Source organism: Vibrio phycocola (assembly GCF_054404255.1).
Genome location: NZ_JBTAMQ010000006.1, coordinates 1 through 20,011 on the forward strand (window position 1 = coordinate 1; position 20,011 = coordinate 20,011).

18 protein-coding genes and 1 pseudogene are annotated in these 20,011 nt (G+C 40.3%); 15 read left to right on the plus strand and 4 right to left on the minus strand.

The window, feature by feature from the left end:
- Positions 1–504: 504 nt before the first annotated feature.
- From ACXJY6_RS09990 to ACXJY6_RS10000, 3 genes and pseudogenes are all read right to left on the minus strand, one after another.
- Positions 505–1,056 (minus strand): annotated as a pseudogene (locus tag ACXJY6_RS09990) (peptidylprolyl isomerase); the annotation flags it as partial.
- Position 1,057: 1 nt separating this feature from the next.
- Positions 1,058–1,627: a YajG family lipoprotein gene (locus tag ACXJY6_RS09995; protein ID WP_456050691.1), complete on the minus strand. Its 570-nt coding sequence runs from the start codon at positions 1,625–1,627 to the stop codon at positions 1,058–1,060.
- Between the two features lie 89 nt (positions 1,628–1,716).
- Positions 1,717–2,856 (minus strand): methyltransferase, encoded by a 1,140-nt coding sequence (locus tag ACXJY6_RS10000; protein WP_458768236.1) that lies wholly within the window; start codon positions 2,854–2,856, stop codon positions 1,717–1,719.
- 180 nt (positions 2,857–3,036) lie between these two features.
- Between ACXJY6_RS10000 and ACXJY6_RS10005 the strand changes: the two genes are divergently transcribed.
- From ACXJY6_RS10005 to ACXJY6_RS10060, 12 genes are all read left to right on the plus strand, one after another.
- Entirely contained in the window at positions 3,037–3,354 is a 318-nt protein-coding gene (locus ACXJY6_RS10005) for a BolA/IbaG family iron-sulfur metabolism protein (protein ID WP_456050791.1), read from the plus strand.
- 439 nt (positions 3,355–3,793) lie between these two features.
- Entirely contained in the window at positions 3,794–5,134 is a 1,341-nt protein-coding gene (locus ACXJY6_RS10010; protein ID WP_456050693.1) for a Na(+)-translocating NADH-quinone reductase subunit A, read from the plus strand.
- A 5-nt stretch (positions 5,135–5,139) separates the two neighbouring features.
- Positions 5,140–6,384: an NADH:ubiquinone reductase (Na(+)-transporting) subunit B gene (locus tag ACXJY6_RS10015; protein WP_456050694.1), complete on the plus strand. Its 1,245-nt coding sequence runs from the start codon at positions 5,140–5,142 to the stop codon at positions 6,382–6,384.
- Positions 6,374–7,159: a Na(+)-translocating NADH-quinone reductase subunit C gene (locus tag ACXJY6_RS10020; protein WP_456050695.1), complete on the plus strand. Its 786-nt coding sequence runs from the start codon at positions 6,374–6,376 to the stop codon at positions 7,157–7,159. Before ACXJY6_RS10015 ends, ACXJY6_RS10020 begins: the two co-directional genes overlap by 11 nt.
- Positions 7,159–7,791, plus strand: coding sequence for an NADH:ubiquinone reductase (Na(+)-transporting) subunit D (locus tag ACXJY6_RS10025; protein ID WP_456050696.1), 633 nt, complete (start codon positions 7,159–7,161; stop codon positions 7,789–7,791). Before ACXJY6_RS10020 ends, ACXJY6_RS10025 begins: the two co-directional genes overlap by 1 nt.
- Positions 7,792–7,798: 7 nt before the next feature.
- Positions 7,799–8,395, plus strand: coding sequence for an NADH:ubiquinone reductase (Na(+)-transporting) subunit E (nqrE, locus tag ACXJY6_RS10030; protein ID WP_456050697.1), 597 nt, complete (start codon positions 7,799–7,801; stop codon positions 8,393–8,395).
- 32 nt (positions 8,396–8,427) lie between these two features.
- On the plus strand, positions 8,428–9,651 hold the full coding sequence (nqrF, locus tag ACXJY6_RS10035) for an NADH:ubiquinone reductase (Na(+)-transporting) subunit F (RefSeq protein ID WP_456050698.1): 1,224 nt from the start codon (positions 8,428–8,430) through the stop codon (positions 9,649–9,651).
- A 134-nt stretch (positions 9,652–9,785) separates the two neighbouring features.
- Entirely contained in the window at positions 9,786–10,793 is a 1,008-nt protein-coding gene (locus tag ACXJY6_RS10040; protein WP_458768237.1) for an FAD:protein FMN transferase, read from the plus strand.
- A 13-nt stretch (positions 10,794–10,806) separates the two neighbouring features.
- The gene (gene nqrM / locus ACXJY6_RS10045) at positions 10,807–11,040 is read left to right on the plus strand and encodes a (Na+)-NQR maturation NqrM (protein WP_456050700.1); all 234 of its coding nucleotides are present in this window, start codon (positions 10,807–10,809) and stop codon (positions 11,038–11,040) included.
- A 264-nt stretch (positions 11,041–11,304) separates the two neighbouring features.
- On the plus strand, positions 11,305–12,363 hold the full coding sequence (gene dinB, locus ACXJY6_RS10050; RefSeq protein ID WP_458768238.1) for a DNA polymerase IV: 1,059 nt from the start codon (positions 11,305–11,307) through the stop codon (positions 12,361–12,363).
- A gap of 268 nt (positions 12,364–12,631) precedes the next feature.
- A complete protein-coding gene (locus ACXJY6_RS10055) occupies positions 12,632–14,329 on the plus strand; it encodes an FAD-dependent oxidoreductase (protein ID WP_458768239.1) in 1,698 nt (565 codons plus the stop codon).
- A gap of 198 nt (positions 14,330–14,527) precedes the next feature.
- Positions 14,528–15,271 (plus strand): DUF2884 family protein, encoded by a 744-nt coding sequence (locus tag ACXJY6_RS10060; protein WP_458768240.1) that lies wholly within the window; start codon positions 14,528–14,530, stop codon positions 15,269–15,271.
- A 71-nt stretch (positions 15,272–15,342) separates the two neighbouring features.
- Here the strand turns inward: ACXJY6_RS10060 and ACXJY6_RS10065 are convergent, their stop codons facing one another.
- Entirely contained in the window at positions 15,343–16,818 is a 1,476-nt protein-coding gene (locus tag ACXJY6_RS10065; RefSeq protein WP_458768241.1) for an aminoacyl-histidine dipeptidase, read from the minus strand.
- Positions 16,819–17,683: 865 nt separating this feature from the next.
- Here ACXJY6_RS10065 and gpt point away from each other — a divergent pair.
- The 3 genes from gpt (at position 17,684) to crl (ending at position 19,992) form a co-directional block, all read left to right on the plus strand.
- Positions 17,684–18,148 (plus strand): xanthine phosphoribosyltransferase, encoded by a 465-nt coding sequence (gene gpt, locus ACXJY6_RS10070; protein WP_456050705.1) that lies wholly within the window; start codon positions 17,684–17,686, stop codon positions 18,146–18,148.
- A 102-nt stretch (positions 18,149–18,250) separates the two neighbouring features.
- A complete protein-coding gene (frsA, locus tag ACXJY6_RS10075) occupies positions 18,251–19,495 on the plus strand; it encodes an esterase FrsA (protein WP_456050792.1) in 1,245 nt (414 codons plus the stop codon).
- Between the two features lie 107 nt (positions 19,496–19,602).
- A complete protein-coding gene (crl, locus tag ACXJY6_RS10080; RefSeq protein ID WP_456050706.1) occupies positions 19,603–19,992 on the plus strand; it encodes a sigma factor-binding protein Crl in 390 nt (129 codons plus the stop codon).
- The last annotated feature ends 19 nt before the right edge of the window (positions 19,993–20,011 follow it).

Consider the following 20,011-nt stretch of genomic DNA (forward strand, 5'->3'; position numbering starts at 1 on the left):
TGCTTCGGCAGCGGCTTGTGCTTCAGCAGCGGCTTGTGCTTCGGCAGCGGCTTTTGCTTCAGCAGCGGCTTTTTCTTCAGCAGCGGCTTGTGCTTCGGCAGCGGCTTTTGCTTCAGCAGCGGCTTTTGCTTCGGCAGCGGCTTTTGCTTCAGCAGCGGCTTTTGCTTCAGCAGCGGCTTGTGCTTCGGCAGCGGCTTTTGCTTCAGCAGCAGCTTTTGCTTCAGCAGCGGCTTGTGCTTCAGCAGCGGCTTTTGCTTCGGCGGCGGCTTTTGCTTCGGCGGCGGCTTTTGCTTCGGCAGCAGCTTGTGCTTCAGCATCACTGCTATTTAAAGCGCTACTTACGATATCGCTTGCAACAGACGCAGCTCCAGCACTGGTAGTTGCTATAATTGCTGCGCTGTCTTTTGATCCTTCTGACGCTGCGATAGATGCGACATCACCAAGAGTTTCACTGAGTATGCCTTGACCATCTGTATCTTCTTCAATTGCTGCGACATCCTGAGCTGGAATATACGTAACATTAGTAATTAGAATTGGCTCTACGGGTACATTTTTCATAAACCCAACTTTCTCAGTTGGTTGTTCAGCCATTTGTTGGATAACTTCAAAACCTTCATTAACTTTACCGAAAACAGCGTACCCCGGTGGTCTTTCACCATAGTCGAGAAAATTGTTGTCGACTAAGTTAATGAAAAACTGACGAGTAGCCGAATCTGGTGCTTGAGTTCGAGCCATTGAAACAGTGGCAGTCAAATTCGTTAGACCATTGTTGGATTCGTTTTTGATGGGTGAATACGTGTCTAACTTGGTTAACCCTTCGTTGAAACCCCCACCTTGAACCATAAAGTCTGGGATAATCCGATGGAATATCGTTCCAACATAACTACCATCTTCAACGTAACGAATAAAGTTTTCGACACTGACTGGTGCTTTCTCTTCATTCAGTTCAATCGTAAAGTTGCCTAATGAGGTTTCAAATTCAACACTAGGCCCAGTCGATGCCCAAGAGCCGAAGCTAACTAATGCAACTAAAGATGCAGTCCAACAAGTTTTCATCTTAAAAACGCTCCGCCATATAGGTTTGAAGTTCTTGATCATTTGCTATTTTTTCTAATACGAGGTTTAAAACATCATTCAACACGAGTTGAATATCATCATTGGATGCGCTTAATGCACCAGTTTTCTTTGCGGTGCCAGTATACGTGCGAACCAATTTACTAATTGGTGTTTCAGCAATAACATTTAAGACGACAGAGGCATTGATCTCATTCTTCATCACCGAATGATTCACCGTAACCAATGTTTCATCAATTGATAAAGTGACTGCATTATTATTACTGGTAACAATCGAAAAACCTTGAGATTCAAACTGCTGAGCTAAAATGTTTTCTAGGGTTAATCGTAAATTTTGTTTTGCGTGTATCGGTTCTACTCGCGAGTGTCCACTATCAACGATGGCCACATATTGTGCGAGTCGAACATCTTTGCTGGTTAATATGAATGATTTATTTCTAACAATATCGCTATTGCTTAACGTTGCTTGTGGCATCAGGTCGATTTGTGCTTGTTCAGTTGAAGCACAAGCAGTCAATAGAAATATTGACATAATAACGAGCAATTTCTTCATATTAGATTCCTTTTCGTATCAAGGTATAAACAGCAATGTACGACAAAGTCGACGCTAGTTCTCTAAGCTAAGTTAATCGAGAACCAGACTTAACTTTTTATGGCTTGTAAGATAGCAAATTTATGATTCTTAGTGATAGTTTTTACTTGCGCTTTACCAAACAATTTGATGAGTTTTGTCTCATAACCGAGATGGCGGTTGCCTATCATCAATAAACGCCCACCGACTTGTAGAACATATTTGGCATCATTAAACATTTGCCAAGCAATATGATCAGTAATGGCATTTTGTTGATGAAACGGTGGATTACAGAGAATTAAATCAGCCGATTTTTCTGAGATGTTATCTAAGCAATTGTTTACCATGCAATTAAACCTAGATTCATCGCTTTTAATATTGTTTTTTAGGTTATCCCTAGCAGAAGCAACGGCCATATAGCTCTCGTCTATAGCTGTAATTTTGGCATTTGGGTTCAACTTTGCAGCTTTGACTGATAAAACACCATTGCCGCACCCAAGATCGATGATATGTTTTATTTTTGGATCGGCGGGAATGTTGGGCATAAAAAAGCGGGCTCCAATATCCAAGCTTTCCCCAGAGAACACATTCGCACGATTACTTATTTCAATTTCTTCATCTTCAATGTTCCAGCTTATCTCGTTGGGTACTTGCTCAGTTATATTAATATCAGGAGTGGTGAATACCAGTCGATGCTTCTTCCATGCTAGAGAAGTCGTTGTTGTACCGAGGTAACGTTCAAATAATTTTAATGTCGATGTGTGTATATCTTTGGCCTTATTAACGGCAATTACGGTGCAATGAGATGTTATCTGTTGTCGTAATTGTGTTAGTTGCCAACTTAAATAGCGATTACTTTTCGGAATCTGAATTAAGACCAGATCAATATCTTGAGGAATTGGATCTATACTCGAAAGGAATTCAATCTTTTGGCATTTATTAAGGCTAGCATTTTGCTTCATTCCCATCATAGAAACATAAGAGTCATTCATCGAGATGACTTGATGCTTCTGGCTGAACCAGATTGCCAAAGCTCCGAATTGATCATTTAACACTAAGATTCGCTGATTTGGAGGAAGCTCAAGAGATTCTACGTGTTTAATTATGTATTCGTCCCCAGCATCCCATGCCTGAAACGTTTCATTACTGCGTTTAGGGTAGCGGTGAAGGGTTAATTTTTTATCGAAATGTGTCAGTTCTGTGTGTGGCATCAGTTATTGTCTTGACCTATTAATGCATGTAAATTATCACGAATACAACAAAGGAGGGACTATAACCTCCTGCACATCATTCAACAATGATACGGATTTTATATTTTTTTGTAGTCCAATATAAAAGACAACAATCAATGAGTCAGAGTACTTAAAGGAAATTCTATGAAGCCAAGCACTATTGTTCAATCAACAATTACAACAAAGTTAGAAACGGCTTTGAATCTTGAATATTTGCAGGTGCTGAATGAAAGCCATATGCATAATGTTCCCGAAGGCTCTGAAAGTCATTTTAAAGTGATTGTGGTGAGCGATGACTTTGTCGATATGCGATTAATTGGAAGGCATCGCTTAATTAATCAAACTTTAGCCGATGAACTTGAGAATCATATTCATGCATTGGCAATTCATACCTATACTGTTCAAGAATGGTCAGATATTCAAAGTGCGCCAAGTAGTCCTCAATGTATGGGCGGAAGCAAGGGAGAACTTGGTTAGTTAACGTTTTGTGTTAATTGAAACTCTAAAATTATTAACATATTTCAATCTGTTCTTTCGTTGTATCTGTTGGTAACGGAATATTAATTGTTAAAAATAAAATGTAATGTTGTTAAATGTGCGGTAGTTCAAACTTATGTTTATTAGTTGGGTAAACCTAGACTTTTGTTCATAAATTATGCTGCCCTCGATAGTGATTGGCCATGGCATCATTTTGTCAAACAGGCTACACTATCGACCTTAAAAATCCTCTCATGTAATTATATATAAGAGAATTTAAAATGAATGTTGCGATTTTGTTTAGGACAAAGTCGGGCACCAATGTCGTGTCTAGGACATCTTTCGTATTACATAACTTTTAATCAAGATATGTTGAAAGCTTCCTTACATTTACGCAATTTATAGAATCTTTTTTCCCGATAAAGTAGTGCAAGTGCGTATGATTATAATAAAAAAGGGATTGGACCTACCTATAGCAGGAGCTCCTTCCCAGGTGATAAATGATGGTAACCCCATCACTAAAGTCGCCTTGCTTGGCGAAGAGTATGTTGGCATGCGTCCAACTATGCATATTCGTGTAGGCGATGAAGTAAAGAAAGCCCAGATTCTTTTTGAAGATAAAAAGAACCCAGGTGTGAAATATACTTCTCCGATATGTGGCAAAGTTGTCGAAGTGAATCGTGGTGCAAAACGAGTTCTTCAATCTGTTGTGATTGAAGCTTCTGGTGATGACCAAGTGACTTTTGATAAATTTGAAGCGAGTCAACTGTCCGGTCTTGACCGTGAATCGATTAAAGCTCAATTAATTGATTCCGGTTTGTGGACTGCGTTACGTACTCGTCCATTTAGCAAGGTTCCAGCAATTGATTCAACGACTAAGGCTATCTTCGTTACCGCGATAGATACTAATCCTTTAGCCGCTGATCCTAAAATAGTTATCAATGAACAGGCAGACGCATTCTCCGCAGGCCTCGATATACTTTCGGCTCTTAGTGAAGAGAAAGTATTCGTGTGTAAAACGGAAGAGAGCCTACCTCGTTCTACACAGGATAATATAGAGGAGCATGTATTTGGTGGACCACACCCAGCTGGGTTGGTGGGAACACATATGCATTATCTCTATCCTGTTAATCAAGAGACTGTTGCTTGGTCTATCGATTATCAAGATGTTATCGCATTTGGTAAGTTATTTCTTACTGGTGAGTTGTACAACGAACGAGTAGTAGCGCTAGCTGGGCCTGTTGTGAATAAGCCTCGTTTAGTGCGCACGACACTCGGTGCGAACCTTGATGAACTGGTCGAAAACGAAATTATGCCTGGAGATGTACGTGTTATTTCTGGTTCTGTTTTAACAGGAACGCACGCTACTGGTCCTCATGCCTATCTTGGTCGTTATCACAGTCAAGTATCTGCGTTACGTGAAGGTCGTGATAAGGATTTCCTTGGTTGGGCAATGCCAGGTAAGAACAAGTTCTCAATTACTCGTTCTTTCTTAGGTCATTTATTCAAAGGTCAACTGTTTAATATGACTACGTCAACAAATGGTAGTGATCGTTCCATGGTGCCAATCGGTAACTATGAGAAAGTAATGCCATTAGACATGGAACCAACATTACTGCTTCGCGATCTTTGTGCTGGTGATTCAGATAACGCAATCCGCCTCGGTGTACTCGAGTTATCTGAAGACGATCTAGCACTATGTACCTTTGTATGTCCCGGCAAATACGATTATGGGCAACTGCTTCGTGAATGTCTCGACAAGATAGAGAAGGAAGGGTAATTGCCATGAATCTTAAAAAGTTTCTTGAGGACATCGAACCTCATTTTGAGCCTGGTGGTAAGCATGAGAAGTGGTTCGCTTTATATGAAGCAGCTGCAACACTTTTCTATACTCCTGGTTTAGTTACAAAAAAAAGCTCTCACGTCCGTGATAGTGTTGATTTAAAACGTATCATGATTATGGTTTGGCTTGCGGTATTCCCAGCAATGTTTTGGGGTATGTACAACGCAGGTGGCCAAGCTGTGATGGCATTGAACCATTTATATGCTGGCGCTCAACTTGCTGGTGTGATTGATGGTAACTGGCATTATTGGTTAGTCGAAGCCCTTGGGGGAACGCTATCTAGTGATGCAGGGGTTGGCAGCAAAATGTTGCTAGGTGCGACGTATTTCTTACCAATCTATGCAACGGTCTTTATCGTTGGTGGTTTCTGGGAAGTACTGTTTTGTATGGTTCGTAAACACGAAGTTAATGAAGGATTCTTCGTCACTTCAATCTTGTTTGCATTAATCGTACCTCCTACGCTACCTCTTTGGCAGGCGGCTCTAGGTATCACATTTGGTGTTGTTATTGCAAAAGAAGTATTTGGTGGTACTGGGCGTAACTTCCTTAACCCAGCACTTGCTGGCCGTGCTTTCCTTTTCTTTGCTTACCCAGCTCAAATCTCAGGTGATGCGGTATGGACTGCTGCTGATGGCTTCTCTGGAGCAACGGCACTTAGCCAATGGTCTCAAGGTGGAAGTGGTGCATTGATTCATAATGTTACTGGTGAAGCAATTTCTTGGATGGATGCTTTTGTTGGTAATATTCCTGGATCAATGGGTGAAGTTTCTACTTTAGCACTAGCAGTTGGAGCTCTTTTCATTGTTTACATGGGCATCGCTTCATGGCGAATTATTGCTGGTGTCATGATTGGTATGGTTGTGCTGTCGACATTGTTCAACATGATCGGCTCTGACACTAATGCAATGTTTAATATGCCTTGGCATTGGCATCTAGTTTTAGGTGGTTTTGCATTCGGTATGTTCTTTATGGCAACCGATCCGGTATCGGCATCATTTACCAATAATGGTAAGTGGGCATACGGTATTTTGATTGGCGCAATGTGTGTATTAATTCGAGTTGTTAACCCAGCTTACCCAGAAGGGATGATGCTGGCGATACTATTTGCTAATTTGTTTGCACCATTGTTTGATTACATTGTTGTTGAGAAGAACATCAAACGGAGATTATCACGCTATGGCAAGTAATAACGATAGCATTAAAAAAACGCTGTTTGTTGTTATCGCATTGAGCTTAGTGTGCTCAATCATTGTATCGGCGGCGGCCGTTGGCCTTCGTCCACAACAACAAATTAATGCGGCCTTAGATAAACAGTCGAAAATTTTGGACGTTTCTGGCATTGATATGTCTCAAGGAACGGTACCAGAGCTTTACGAACAGTTCATCGAACCTAAGTTAGTGGATTTCTCCACCGGTGAGTTAGTTGACCAAACTGAAAGTGGCGTATTGGCGCAAGATTATGATCAACGTGCTGCTGCGAAAAACCCAAATAGTTCAATCAAGCTAGACGCTGATGTTGACCCAGGGAAAATTTTCAATCGAGCTAATTACGGCTTAGTTTACCTAGTGAAATCTGGCGATCAATTAGAGCGCATGATTTTACCTATCCATGGTAATGGCCTTTGGTCGATGATGTACGCATTTGTTGCAGTTAAAACCGATGGGAACACCGTAGATGGGATTGTTTACTACGAGCAAGGAGAAACTCCTGGCCTTGGTGGTGAAGTTGAAAACCCAAATTGGCGTGCTCAATTTGTGGGTAAAAAGTTGTTTGATGACAACTTTAAACCGGCAATCGAAATTGTCAAAGGTGGAGCCCCTGCGGGTTCAGAGCACGGTGTTGATGGCCTTTCAGGGGCAACATTAACCGGTGTTGGCGTACAAAACCAATTCAACTTTTGGCTTGGGGATTATGGCTATGGCCCGTTCCTAGCAAAAGTTCGTAATGGAGGCTTGAACTAATGTCTAGCGTAAAAGAACTTAAGAAAAGTCTGGTCGCGCCAGTATTGGATAACAACCCAATTGCACTTCAAGTTCTTGGTGTATGTTCGGCTCTCGCTGTAACAACCAAACTTGAAACGGCCTTTGTTATGACACTTGCAGTAATTTTCGTAACTGCATTGTCTAACTTCTTTGTATCTGTTATTCGTAACCATATTCCTAATAGCGTACGTATCATTGTTCAAATGGCAATTATTGCTTCATTAGTAATTGTTGTTGACCAAATTTTGAAAGCGTACCTATACGAAATCTCTAAGCAACTTTCGGTGTTTGTTGGTCTGATTATTACGAATTGTATCGTAATGGGACGAGCGGAAGCATTTGCAATGAAATCATCACCGCTTCCATCATTTATTGATGGAATAGCAAATGGTCTAGGGTATGGTTTCGTATTGATTTCGGTTGGCTTCTTCCGTGAACTACTTGGTTCCGGTAAGATTTTTGGTTTGGAAGTATTACCTCTTGTTAATAATGGCGGGTGGTATCAGCCTAACGGACTAATGTTATTAGCTCCGTCAGCCTTCTTCCTCATTGGTCTGCTTATTTGGGTTATTCGTACCATCAAGCCTGAACAAGTCGAAGCAAAGGAGTAAGGACGTCATGGAACATTATATTAGCTTATTAGTGAGATCCATTTTCCTAGAAAATATGGCCCTCTCGTTCTTTTTGGGAATGTGTACTTTCCTTGCTGTATCCAAAAAAGTAAAAACGTCTTTTGGTCTGGGCGTAGCGGTTGTCGTTGTTTTAACGATAGCGGTTCCGGTGAACAACCTTGTTTACAACCTGATCTTAAAAGATGGAGCTCTTGTTGGCGGTGTGGACTTAACCTTCCTTAGCTTTATTACCTTTATCGGTGTTATTGCTGCATTGGTTCAGATTCTTGAAATGATTTTGGATCGATTCTTTCCACCTTTGTACAACGCGTTAGGTATCTTTTTACCTTTGATTACCGTGAACTGTGCAATCTTTGGTGGTGTTTCGTTCATGGTGCAACGAGATTACAATTTCGTTGAATCTATTGTCTATGGTTTTGGCTCTGGTGTTGGCTGGCTATTGGCGATTGTTGCACTTGCAGGTATCCGTGAGAAGATGAAGTATTCTGATGTACCTCCAGGTTTGCGTGGTTTAGGTATCACCTTTATCACTACTGGTTTAATGGCGTTAGGCTTTATGTCTTTCTCTGGTGTTCAACTGTAAGTCGGGTAAACCGCAGCAAAAAGGAATAGTCAATGGACATAATTCTTGGTGTAGTGATGTTTACTCTGATTGTACTCGCTCTTGTTTTGGTGATCTTATTCGCTAAATCTAAGTTAGTACCAACAGGTGACATTACAATTTCAGTAAATGGCGATGCTGATAAAGCAATCGTTACTCAGCCAGGCAGTAAGCTACTTAGCGCGCTTTCAGGATCTGGTGTATTTGTATCTTCTGCTTGTGGTGGCGGTGGCTCATGTGGTCAATGTCGCGTTAAAGTAAAATCAGGTGGTGGTGATATCTTACCAACCGAGCTTGATCATATTTCAAAAGGTGAAGCTCGTGAAGGTGAACGTTTAGCCTGCCAAGTGGCGGTCAAAACGGACATGGATATTGAGCTTCCTGAAGAAATCTTTGGTGTTAAAAAATGGGAATGTGAAGTTATCTCTAATGATAATAAAGCGACCTTTATTAAAGAGCTTAAACTTCAAATTCCTGATGGTGAATCTGTTCCATTCCGTGCGGGTGGATATATTCAGATTGAAGCCCCGGCTCACCATATTAAATATTCAGATTTCGACGTACCTGAAGAATATCGTGAAGATTGGGATAAATTTAATTTATTCCGTTACGAGTCTAAAGTAGACGAAGATATCATTCGTGCTTATTCAATGGCTAACTACCCAGAAGAATTCGGTATTATTATGTTGAATGTGCGTATCGCTACGCCGCCACCAAATAATCCAGATGTCGCTCCTGGTCAAATGTCTTCATTTATCTGGTCTCTTAAAGAGGGTGATAAATGTGTGATATCTGGGCCATTTGGTGAGTTCTTTGCAAAAGATACTGATGCAGAAATGGTGTTTGTAGGTGGTGGTGCCGGTATGGCTCCAATGCGCTCGCACATCTTTGATCAGCTCAAACGTCTTAAGTCTAAGCGTAAGATGTCTTTCTGGTACGGTGCTCGTTCTAAACGTGAAATGTTCTACGAAGAAGATTTCGATATGTTGCAAGATCAGAATGATAACTTTAAGTGGCATGTGGCTTTATCTGATCCAATTCCTGAAGATAATTGGGATGGGTATACCGGATTTATTCACAATGTGCTTTATGAAAACTACTTAAAAGATCATGATGCTCCAGAAGATTGTGAGTACTACATGTGTGGTCCACCAATGATGAATGCTGCAGTTATTAACATGCTAAGAGAACTTGGCGTTGAAGAAGAAAACATTCTTCTTGATGACTTTGGCGGTTAAGATTCATTTGTTGAACTAAGATGGCTGGCTTTTATAGCCAGCCATTATTTTTTATTACGATAGTCAATATCAAATGTATTCGTGTGAAACAGGTTTGTCAGAACATTTGATATTGATTTTTGGGAGTGGTTTTAATGAAAGTTTTGGTATTGTTGTTTGTTACCATTTTTAGCTTAGTCGGCTGTGAACAGTCGATTGACCAAGTGCACTTAAGTGGGCCGACAATGGGTACGACATACAACGTTAAGTACTTAGATGATACCGAGCAAGCCCTTGAGGCTGGTAGGATACAAACTGAAATTGATCGTCTACTTGAACAAGTAAATGATCAAATGTCGACCTACCGTAAAAGCTCGGAATTAAGTTTATTCAATCAATACAAAGGTAGTGAGCCATACGAAGTATCACCAGAGATGGTTTTGGTGGTTCAGGAGGCTATTCGCCTGAATCACTTAACTCAAGGTGCGCTAGACGTTACCGTTGGCCCTTTAGTTAACTTGTGGGGGTTTGGTCCAGAAGCTAGACCTGATGTTATTCCAACTGACGAAGATTTAACTCAGATACGAAAGAGTGTAGGCATAGAGCACTTGCAAGTGAATAGTACGTCGCTAAGTAAAGATATACCAGATTTGTATGTCGACTTGTCAACGATCGCGAAAGGGTGGGGAGTTGACGTAGTTGCTCAATACCTCCAATCGTTAGGCTTGAAAAATTATATGGTTGAAATTGGCGGAGAAATTCGGTTGAGAGGTAAGAATCAACAAGGTGTTGGTTGGAGAATCGCAATTGAAAAGCCAGTTACGAATGAACGAGCTATTCAAGAAATCATTGAACCCGGTAATATGGGGCTTGCCACGTCGGGTGATTATCGTAATTATTTTGAAGAGAATGGTATTCGATATTCTCATATTATTGACCCTAAAACAGGTCGTCCAATTAGTCACAAAGTAGTCTCAGTCACTGTATTGGATAGTTCAACAATGACAGCAGATGGCCTAGCTACTGGTATCATGGTTATGGGAGAGGTTGATGGTATGGCTTTAGCCGAAGAGAATGATATCCCAGTCTTTATGGTGGTAAAAACTCAAGATGGTTATAAAGAGTTATCTTCAAGCCGTTTTAAACCGTATTTAAATAAATAGAGAAGGAGTAACAATGAATACTTTTTTAATTACTTTCGGCGTATTCCTTTTGGTCATTACTGCAATGGCTGTGGGGTATATCTTTCAACGTAAATTGGTAAAAGGAAGTTGTGGTGGATTGGATGCCGTTGGTATCGACAAAGTCTGCAATTGCCCTGAGCCTTGTGATGCAAGAAAGAAGCGTGAAGCTCGCGAAGCTTTACGCGCACAAAAATTAGCGGAATGGAATAAAGATCGAATTGCATAAGTTGTTTTAGTTCGTAGTTCAATCAACCTGCGTACTAGATAAAGATGATCACGATATCGCAAATGCTAAAGTCTATTCGTGGTGTATATTAACTGCTATACTGTGTTTATATACAGCAATAGGGTTTATCTGCGTTGAGAATATTTGATCATATCTAAATCGAGTAAACGAAATTGTGTTTCAGAGGTATTCTATAAACATAATTTTGTATTCACTTTTATGCTTTAGATGAATGATTATTTATTTTGAATTTGATCATTCATTATGAGAAAAATTATCCACATTGATCTCGATTGCTATTACGCTGCGGTTGAATCAAGAGATCATCCAGAATTAAAACACATCCCCTTGGCGATAGGAGGCTCTCAATATCGCCGAGGTGTTATTGCAACGTGTAATTACATCGCTCGTGAATATGGTGTCCGTTCAGCAATGTCCACTGCTCATGCTTTAAAACGGTGTCCAAATTTAACCGTAATTCCGGGTAATATGGAAAAATACAAAGCCGTTTCAAGACAAATCCACTCAATATTTTCTCGCTATACTGATCTCATCGAGCCGCTTTCTCTCGATGAAGCCTATTTAGACGTAACCGACTATCCGAACTTTCATGGTTCAGCAACCTTGATTGCTCAAGATATTTGTCGATCCATAGAGTCAGAACTGCAACTGACGGCGAGTGCCGGTGTTGCCCCTATTAAATTTGTTGCAAAGGTGGCTTCTAACATTAACAAGCCAAATGGAATTTTTGTCGTCGCCCCCAATGATATTCAAGGGTTTATCGATAAGCTCGATCTTAAAGAAATCCCCGGTGTAGGCAAGGTGACTTTAAATAAGCTACACAGGTTAGGATTTTATAAAGGAGCGGACATTAAACACACTGACCAGCATTATTTAATGTCACATTTTGGCAAGTTTGGAGGACTTTTGTGGGAGCGTTGTCATGGCATCGACGAACGAGAGATTACGTCTGACCGAGAGCGAAAATCCGTTGGTGTTGAACGTACTTTTGATCACGATATATATACCGAGGAAGAGTGTTTGTCGGCGATAGCCCCATTATTCGAAGAACTTGCTACCCGGTTTGGTAAGCTGTCTAATGAGAAAAAAATAGTCAGGCTAGGAGTTAAATTAAAGTTTGACGATTTTAAACAAACTTCGGTCGAGCATAGGTACACTGATGCGGAGAAGGAGTATTTTGCTCTTTTATTAAAGAAAGGGTTAGAGCGCCAATGCGGAAGAGGTGTTCGTTTAATCGGATTAAACCTTGGTATCGAAGCTAAGAGAGACGACAGCGAGCATCAGCTAAGCTTTGAATGGTAACTCCTATTATTATAAACACAATCTACTTCTCAAATAGAGCACTTCTGCCAGTATTCATGTGTCGCACCAACTTATCGAACGGTTTGATCATACGTATTTCTTAATAGTCAATCCCTCCTTATTTCATTTATATATTTCTTTTAATATTATTCTTGCTGGTAAAATTAGCATGTGCTAATGTTTGTTACTTTGCATATGCTAATTTATCTGAAAGTGTTTAACAAGCTCTGATGGGGTAGTGGTTAACTGGTATTTAAGGAAGACTTCAATGAATAAGAAAAAAATTGTTGTTATCGGCGGGTCGGCAGCGGGTCCTAAAACAGCTGCAAAGGCAAGAAGGTTAGATGAACACGCCGAGATTATTTTGTTGCAAAAAGACAAAGATCTCTCAATGGCTTCTTGTGGTTACCCTTATTATGTAGGTGGTGTATTTGATAACCGCAATGCTTTAATTAGTACCCCAACCGGTGTTGTTAGAGACCCTAAGTTTTTTTTAAATGCGAAAGGGATTGATGCTCGTACCGGTACAGAAGTAACTTCTATTGACAAAGAAACGAAGCAGTTAACATGTAAAAATGTTAAGAGTGGGGAAGTTGAATCTATTGATTACGACAAATTGGTGATATGTACGGGTGCACAGCCGATTATACCGCCGATTCCAGGTACTGATTTACAAGGGATCACCACGCTTCAATCAATGAAAGATGCCGATTTCCTTCGTAGCGTTAGAGATGAGAAGAAGATTAAGAAAGCGATTGTTATTGGCGGTGGACTTATTGGTATCGAAACCTGTGAAGCTTTGCAACTTGCTGGTATCGATATTACTGTTGTAGAACTTGCACCACAGTTATTAACTTTCCTCGATTGGGAAATGGCAGAAATTGTAGAAAATCACGTTCGAGCAAAGGGAGCGAATGTTATCACCAATAATGGAGTTGCTTCATTCTTAGGTGAGGATGGTGTATTGACTGGCGTTAAGCTCGCGAATGGTACTGAATTACCGTGTGAACTTGCGGTTGTCGCTATCGGCGTTCGTCCTAATTCAGCTCTTGCTCAGCAAGCTGGTATTAAGGTCGGCAGGACAGGTGGAATTGTTGTCAACGAATATATGCAGACTTCTGATCCATTTATCTATGCAGCAGGAGATTGTGTTGAATCTACCAATTTATTGACCAACCAAAAAGTTCACGCCCCTATGGGAGATTTAGCCAATTTACAAGGGCGAGTTGCAGGTGAAAATGTGATTGAAGGCAATAACGTCAGATTCCCGGGAGTACTTCAGACCGGAATTTGTAAGGTCTTCGACTTTTCTGCAGGCTCAACCGGATTATCAGAAGCAACTGCGAAACAACTTGGTTATGACACCTTTGAGACCGTGATCAACACTAGCCCAGACAAACCTGGATTTATGGGTGCTAAGCTGCTGATTAGTAAAATGTTGGCGGATAAAAAAACGGGCAAAGTACTAGGGCTGCAATGTGTTGGTAGTGGAGATGTAAGCAAGCAGATTGCTTCTGCAGCCATGGCACTAAAAGGCGGTTTTACGGTAGAGGATTTGATTAATCTCGATTTGCCTTATGCTCCGCCGTTTTCTTTGGCAATAGATCACTTTGTGGCGACTTCACACCTCATGCAGAATAAACTCAAGAATCGTCTGAAAGGCATTTCTTCCATCGAACTTAAGAAAAAGCTTGAGCAGCAGGATCCGTTATTTATCATTGATACTAGAGGCCCAGATGAATTTGAAGAGATGCGCTTAGGTATTGGTGAAACACTTATCCCTCTTGGAATGGTAAGAAAGCGTTTGGATGAGTTACCAGAAGACAAAAATACCGAAATCATCTGTTTCTGTAAGATTTCCCTTCGAGGTTACGAAGTGGCGTTGATTCTCGAAGCTAATGGGTGGAAGAATGTTAAAGTGTTGGAAGGTGGTGTAATGGCATGGCCATATAAGCGCGAGAAGTAGAGAAGTATTTCTGACCAAGCTCTTTATAAAGCGCTTTAGTTCGACCGGTTGGCGTATGCTTACCGGTTTTGTTTTTCTTACTCTGTTGCCATTTGTGGCTATTTTCTCTTTATATTATGATGTGAAGTAAATGAATAGAAGAGTTCCTAGGCGATTACAGTCTTGAGTAGCAAATCGTTTTGATTAAGGTGTGTTTTTATGAAAGTAATACTTTCTTTATTGTTAGTGATCGTTTCCTATTCAGTGAGCGCAGAGCAGTGTGATGTCTCGGTAGAGCGTGATATTAAGTCCAATGATGGTTGGTTACTTTTTCACTTAGAAGATGGAACCAACGTTGAAATTAATGATGAGAGCCAAGTATTGATTGGAGGAGATGTTGTCGAGCTCACTCCAGAGCAACTTCAAGCTGTACAACAATATCGTCAATCGGTTACTCATCATATGGAAAGTCTTGCAGATTATGCGGCAAGCAATGCACAGTTCCTTGACCATGTTATTGATGATATCGCTGCTTCGTTGGGAGCTCCTGGTGCCTTTGATGAGCTAAAAGAAGAGTTAGACCAGTTTTGGGGTGCTGCCTCTGAAGCATACCTTAATACTGATACGGTCATTTTACCAGCAGGGACTTTTGATTCGCTGAGTGAGACGTGGAAATCTCATGCATTGAAAGCTAAGGCTTTGTTTGATGAAGAATTTATTGAGCAAGTGTGGCAAGTGTTATTGAGTAAGATCCAAGAAGAGGGGGGAATTAGTTTATCGGCAATGGGCGGATTGCTTCTTGAGTTGGAGGCGAATATATCTGAACGTTTAGAAACACACAGCAAAGAATTGGATGTACAAGAGAACAAAATGTGTGAATCGTTGCATGAAATTGTCGATCAAGAAGATGATATGCGCAATCAAATCCCAGAGTTACAAGATTATAGAATCTTTACTATTTAGCCAAATGAATGACACATGATCGAACAGTAAAAAAGAGAGCACTGTGCTCTCTTTTTATATTTTTGAACAACTTAATTAATACTTGGAATATTTTTAAGTAACATGACCATTTGTTGCCAAAACTGACCAACTGTATCGATTTTAACTTTTTCGTCAGGAGAGTGGGGGAACTTGATTGTAGGCCCAAATGAAATCATATCCATCTGAGGGTAAGGTTGTTTGAACAATCCACATTCTAACCCAGCGTGAATGACCATAATATTGGGCTTTGCACCATAGACCTCTTGATATTTATCTCGGAATATAGCCATGACTTCGGATTCTGTATCTGGTTTCCACCCAGGGTAAGCATCATAGAAACGAACATCGGCACCCGCTAGTTGGGCAATAGAAGTCACCATACTCTCAGTATATTCTCGACCACTATCGATCAAACTTCGAACTAATATTAAAACAGACAGTTTTTCAAACTCTGTCGATACGATGCCTATATTGAGCGAGGTTTCAACAATACCTGGCACATCATTGCTCATACTTATCACGCCATTAGGCGTTGCATTGAGTGTATTGATGATGGTGTTCGTACTGGTTAATGTTATTGGATCAAGAGCATGCTCGGTCAACACGTCTGTTTTAGCGACAATATTGGGTTCAACCTGAATTAACTCTTTTTTAATTAAGGTGACGAACTGTTCGTACGCAACGATAATGTCCTGAGTTTGGCTTTTTGGACATTGAATGGTGACAGAGCCTTCTCGAGGAATCGCATTTCTTAACGTTCCTCCGGAAAAATCGATGAGTTGAATTTTATGTTTCTTATCAATTTCCGCTAAGAAACGAGACAGAAGTTTATTGGCATTCCCCCGACCGAGGTGAATATCGACACCAGAGTGTCCCCCTTTCAAACCCTTGAGCTCCAATTTTATTATCTGTGAGTCGCCTTTGGCCGGTTCACGAGTAATTGGTAGCTCTAGCAGACCATTGATCCCTCCGGCACAGCCAACATACACTTCGCCTTCTTGTTCTGAGTCGGTATTTAGTAAAATGTCAGCATCGAGCCATCCTGCCTCTAATCCAAATGCGCCTTCCATTCCCGCTTCTTCATTGATGGTGAGAAGAACTTCAAGTGGACCATGCTCAATATTCGTTGATGCTAACACGGCCAAGCACGTAGCCATACCAATCCCATTGTCAGCACCCAATGTTGTGCCATCAGCCGTGACCCACTCGCCATCGATATAGGGACGAATCGGATCGGTCGTAAAGTCGTGTTCTGTGTCTTCATTTTTTTGAGGAACCATATCGAGATGAGCTTGAAGGACAACAGTTTTGCGTTTCTCCATTCCACTCGTTGCGGACTTTTTGATAAATATATTTCCGATTTTATCGCGCTTAACATCGAGCTTGAGCTCTTGGGCCCAATTTACGATGTAGTTTGCTAATGCTTCTTCATGATAAGAAGGGTGAGGAATAGAGCAAATTTTATCGAATATCTCCCATACATTACTTGGAGATAAAAGAGCGATTTCTGAGTGATGTTGTGACATAGATAATTCCTCCCATGTTGAAAATGGGTTGATGATGAATAGACGTAAGCTATGAATACAAATGTAAGCTTTATATACAAAAAGACGCATTAAAGAATATCACTGATTGTGACAGGAGAGTAGTAACAAGGCTAACCTAGCTAACCGATGATATTGGTAAACGTTCATCGCTTACATATTGATGGAGCTTCAGTACGTAAAAAATATATTCTTGTAATTTAATTACCTAAATGTGTTATTAATTAATCACTTTTAAATGTTTTTTTATATTTAAAGTTGTTATGTTGTAATTTATTTTCTTTATGGTATTCTATTTATCAATCGATGAATGACTGCTTGGTTATTTTGATTGATTTATCATCAAGGCGCAGCTTGAGTTTATCCTGATTTCAATCTGTTCTGTTTTGATAGTCGCAATGATTGGTTGCTCTTTTGCATTGCGACAAATGTAAGACTAGTTTACTGGACTTGCATCTGAACATTTTTGTTCACCCCAAATTATTATTGGACTGTAAAGCCCCAAATGGTTAATAACTATCCATCGCCATCTTATATAATTTAAGATGGCGTTTTTTTGTCTGCAATACGGCTTATAGTGTTTCGTATATTGCTCTTTAGCGCTGATGGAATCTTGATCTAGAGGGGGCTTTTAGCGCCTTTTTACTATCATTTTTAACCCTAAATCTCTATAATCGCCCGGGCTGTGGCGAGTCTTGTTTTACGTATTTTTGTGACGTGAATATCCATAAGTTTGATTTGCTTTTAAGCACACCATTTCATCGTATAATAAGCTACGTTTGTTCTCTTTTACGTAAGATAGACCACCGTTTAGCGAATTTAGTGTCAATAACATTGGGATAGACTAATGAGTAAAAAATTTCTTATCACTTGGGACAATATGCAGATGTATTGTCGTCAACTTGCCGAACTCCAAATGCCAGCTGAACAATGGCGTGGTATCTTAGGGGTTAGTCGTGGTGGTCTCGTTCCTGCAGCAATTTTAGCTCGTGAATTAGGTATTCGTTATGTCGATACGATTTGTATAGCGAGTTACGATCACGACCACCAACGTGATATGAATGTAATAAAAGCACCAGATCATGATGGTGAAGGATTTTTAATTGTTGATGATCTTGTTGATAGTGGAGACACTGCAAGAAAAATTCGCGAAATGTACCCAAAAGCTAAACTTATCACTGTGTGTGCTAAGCCTTCAGGTAAAGATCTTGTCGATGAATATATTGTCGACATTGCTCAAGATACGTGGATTGAACAGCCGTGGGATACATCGGTCGTTTATATTGAACCGATAAACCGGAAGTTGAAGTAAAGCCGCGTATTGAATTTTGATTAATGGTCCTGTTTAGGGCCTTTTTTTCCGTTACCATTTTAAAAACGCCAAACTGCTGGGGATGTTATGTCTGCCAATTCCATTAAATCAAGTGAGAGTGCCAACTTATCTGAGAAGCTATTTGCCAATCACCGCCAGGCAAAAGAGACATCTTCTCTTACTCAATATATGCCCAGTAGTGCTCAGTTTATAGCAGACAAGATAGATGATCCTAATAACTCATGGTATCGAACACTATCTCGTATGCAGTGGATATGGCAAGGCATTGATCCTATTGATCAAGAAGAAGTATTAGCTCGAATCGCCTCTTCAACTCATTCGCGAACTCACGATGCTTGGTTAGATACGGTGATGGGCTATCATAGTGGAAATTGGGCCTATGAGTGGACTAAGCTAGGCAGTCGTTATCAGCAGCAAGCGAAACTACTTGAAGGCGAAAAAGCAGCAAACAAACTATTTTCTGCTTCTTTGTGCTTTAGTATTGCCGGGTACCCTCATCTGAAAAATGATAATTTATCCGTTCAAGCCCAAGCATTAGCCAGCTCGACTTATCATGAGGCGACAGAGAAAACAGCCTATGTGGTAAAACGATTAGAGTTTCCCTATAAAAATAAAAAAATAGTGGCTCATTTACATCTTTCTCACACTGAAAAACCCCAACCCGTAGTTATGATTTCGGCAGGATTAGACAGTCTACAAACTGATATGTGGCGGATTTTTCGGGATTACTTAGCGAAACGAAATATTGCGATGTTAACCATTGATATGCCATCGATTGGGACAAATTCGCATTGGCCTCTGACAGAAGATTGCTCTGTGTTACACCAAGAAGTACTCAACCAATTACCCACATTGCCATGGGTCGACCATCATAGTGTTGGGCTCTTTGGCTTTCGCTTTGGTGGAAACGCAATGATTCGACTTTCATTTCTTGCGCCAGAAAAAATTAAAGCGTGCGTAGCGATTGGTGCGCCACTTCACGATGTATTATCGTCACCACAGAAAGTAAAAAATATGCCAAAAATGTATTTAGATGTATTGGCGTCTCGGCTAGAAAAAGGAATGGTTGATGTGGATAGTTTATCTCGTCAACTTCGAGCTTGGTCACTAAAAGAGCAAGGTTTTCTCGCAGGAAGAAAAACAAAAGTGCCTATCTTAGCGCTGTCTCTTCAAGGGGACCAATTATCTCCTTTGAAGGACAATAAGCTTGTCGAAATATACAGTTCAGGTGGAAAAGCGAAGGAAATTAATTCGAAATCCATCTCTCATGGATATGATCAGTCACTTGATTTAGCAATTAATTGGCTAGAAGATGAACTAATTTAGTGACAAGTGGCTTTGAATTAGTTACAAACATATAATTAATAGACTATTGAAATCAATAATATAGCAAGTACAACTAAACGTTAGTGATTATGACAGGGAGTATAACAATGCCACATGAGGTTAAAATTCCGACGTATCATAGGCTATTGAGTGCATTCAAAGCGGTTGGTCCATATCTACGTCAAGAAAAATGCGAGCCAGAAATTTACTTTTTTGATTGCTTATCAGTATGTGTCGATGATACTCAATCTCCCGAAACACGTGAATTTTGGGGATGGTGGATGTTATTAATTGATACTGACAACGGCTTTCAAGCTAATTACCAATATGGCCGTTTTGATGTTGAAGGAAACTGGGTTAAAGAAGATTTAAAAGAAGCTGATGTTGCAGAAATTGAGCGCACTCGCAGTGTGTTTCATGACAAATTAACAGCAATGCTCGCTAAGGATTTTGAACTTAGTGTTGAATTAGACGAAAGTGAACTTGTGACCGTTTAACTTAAAAAGCGAAATAAAG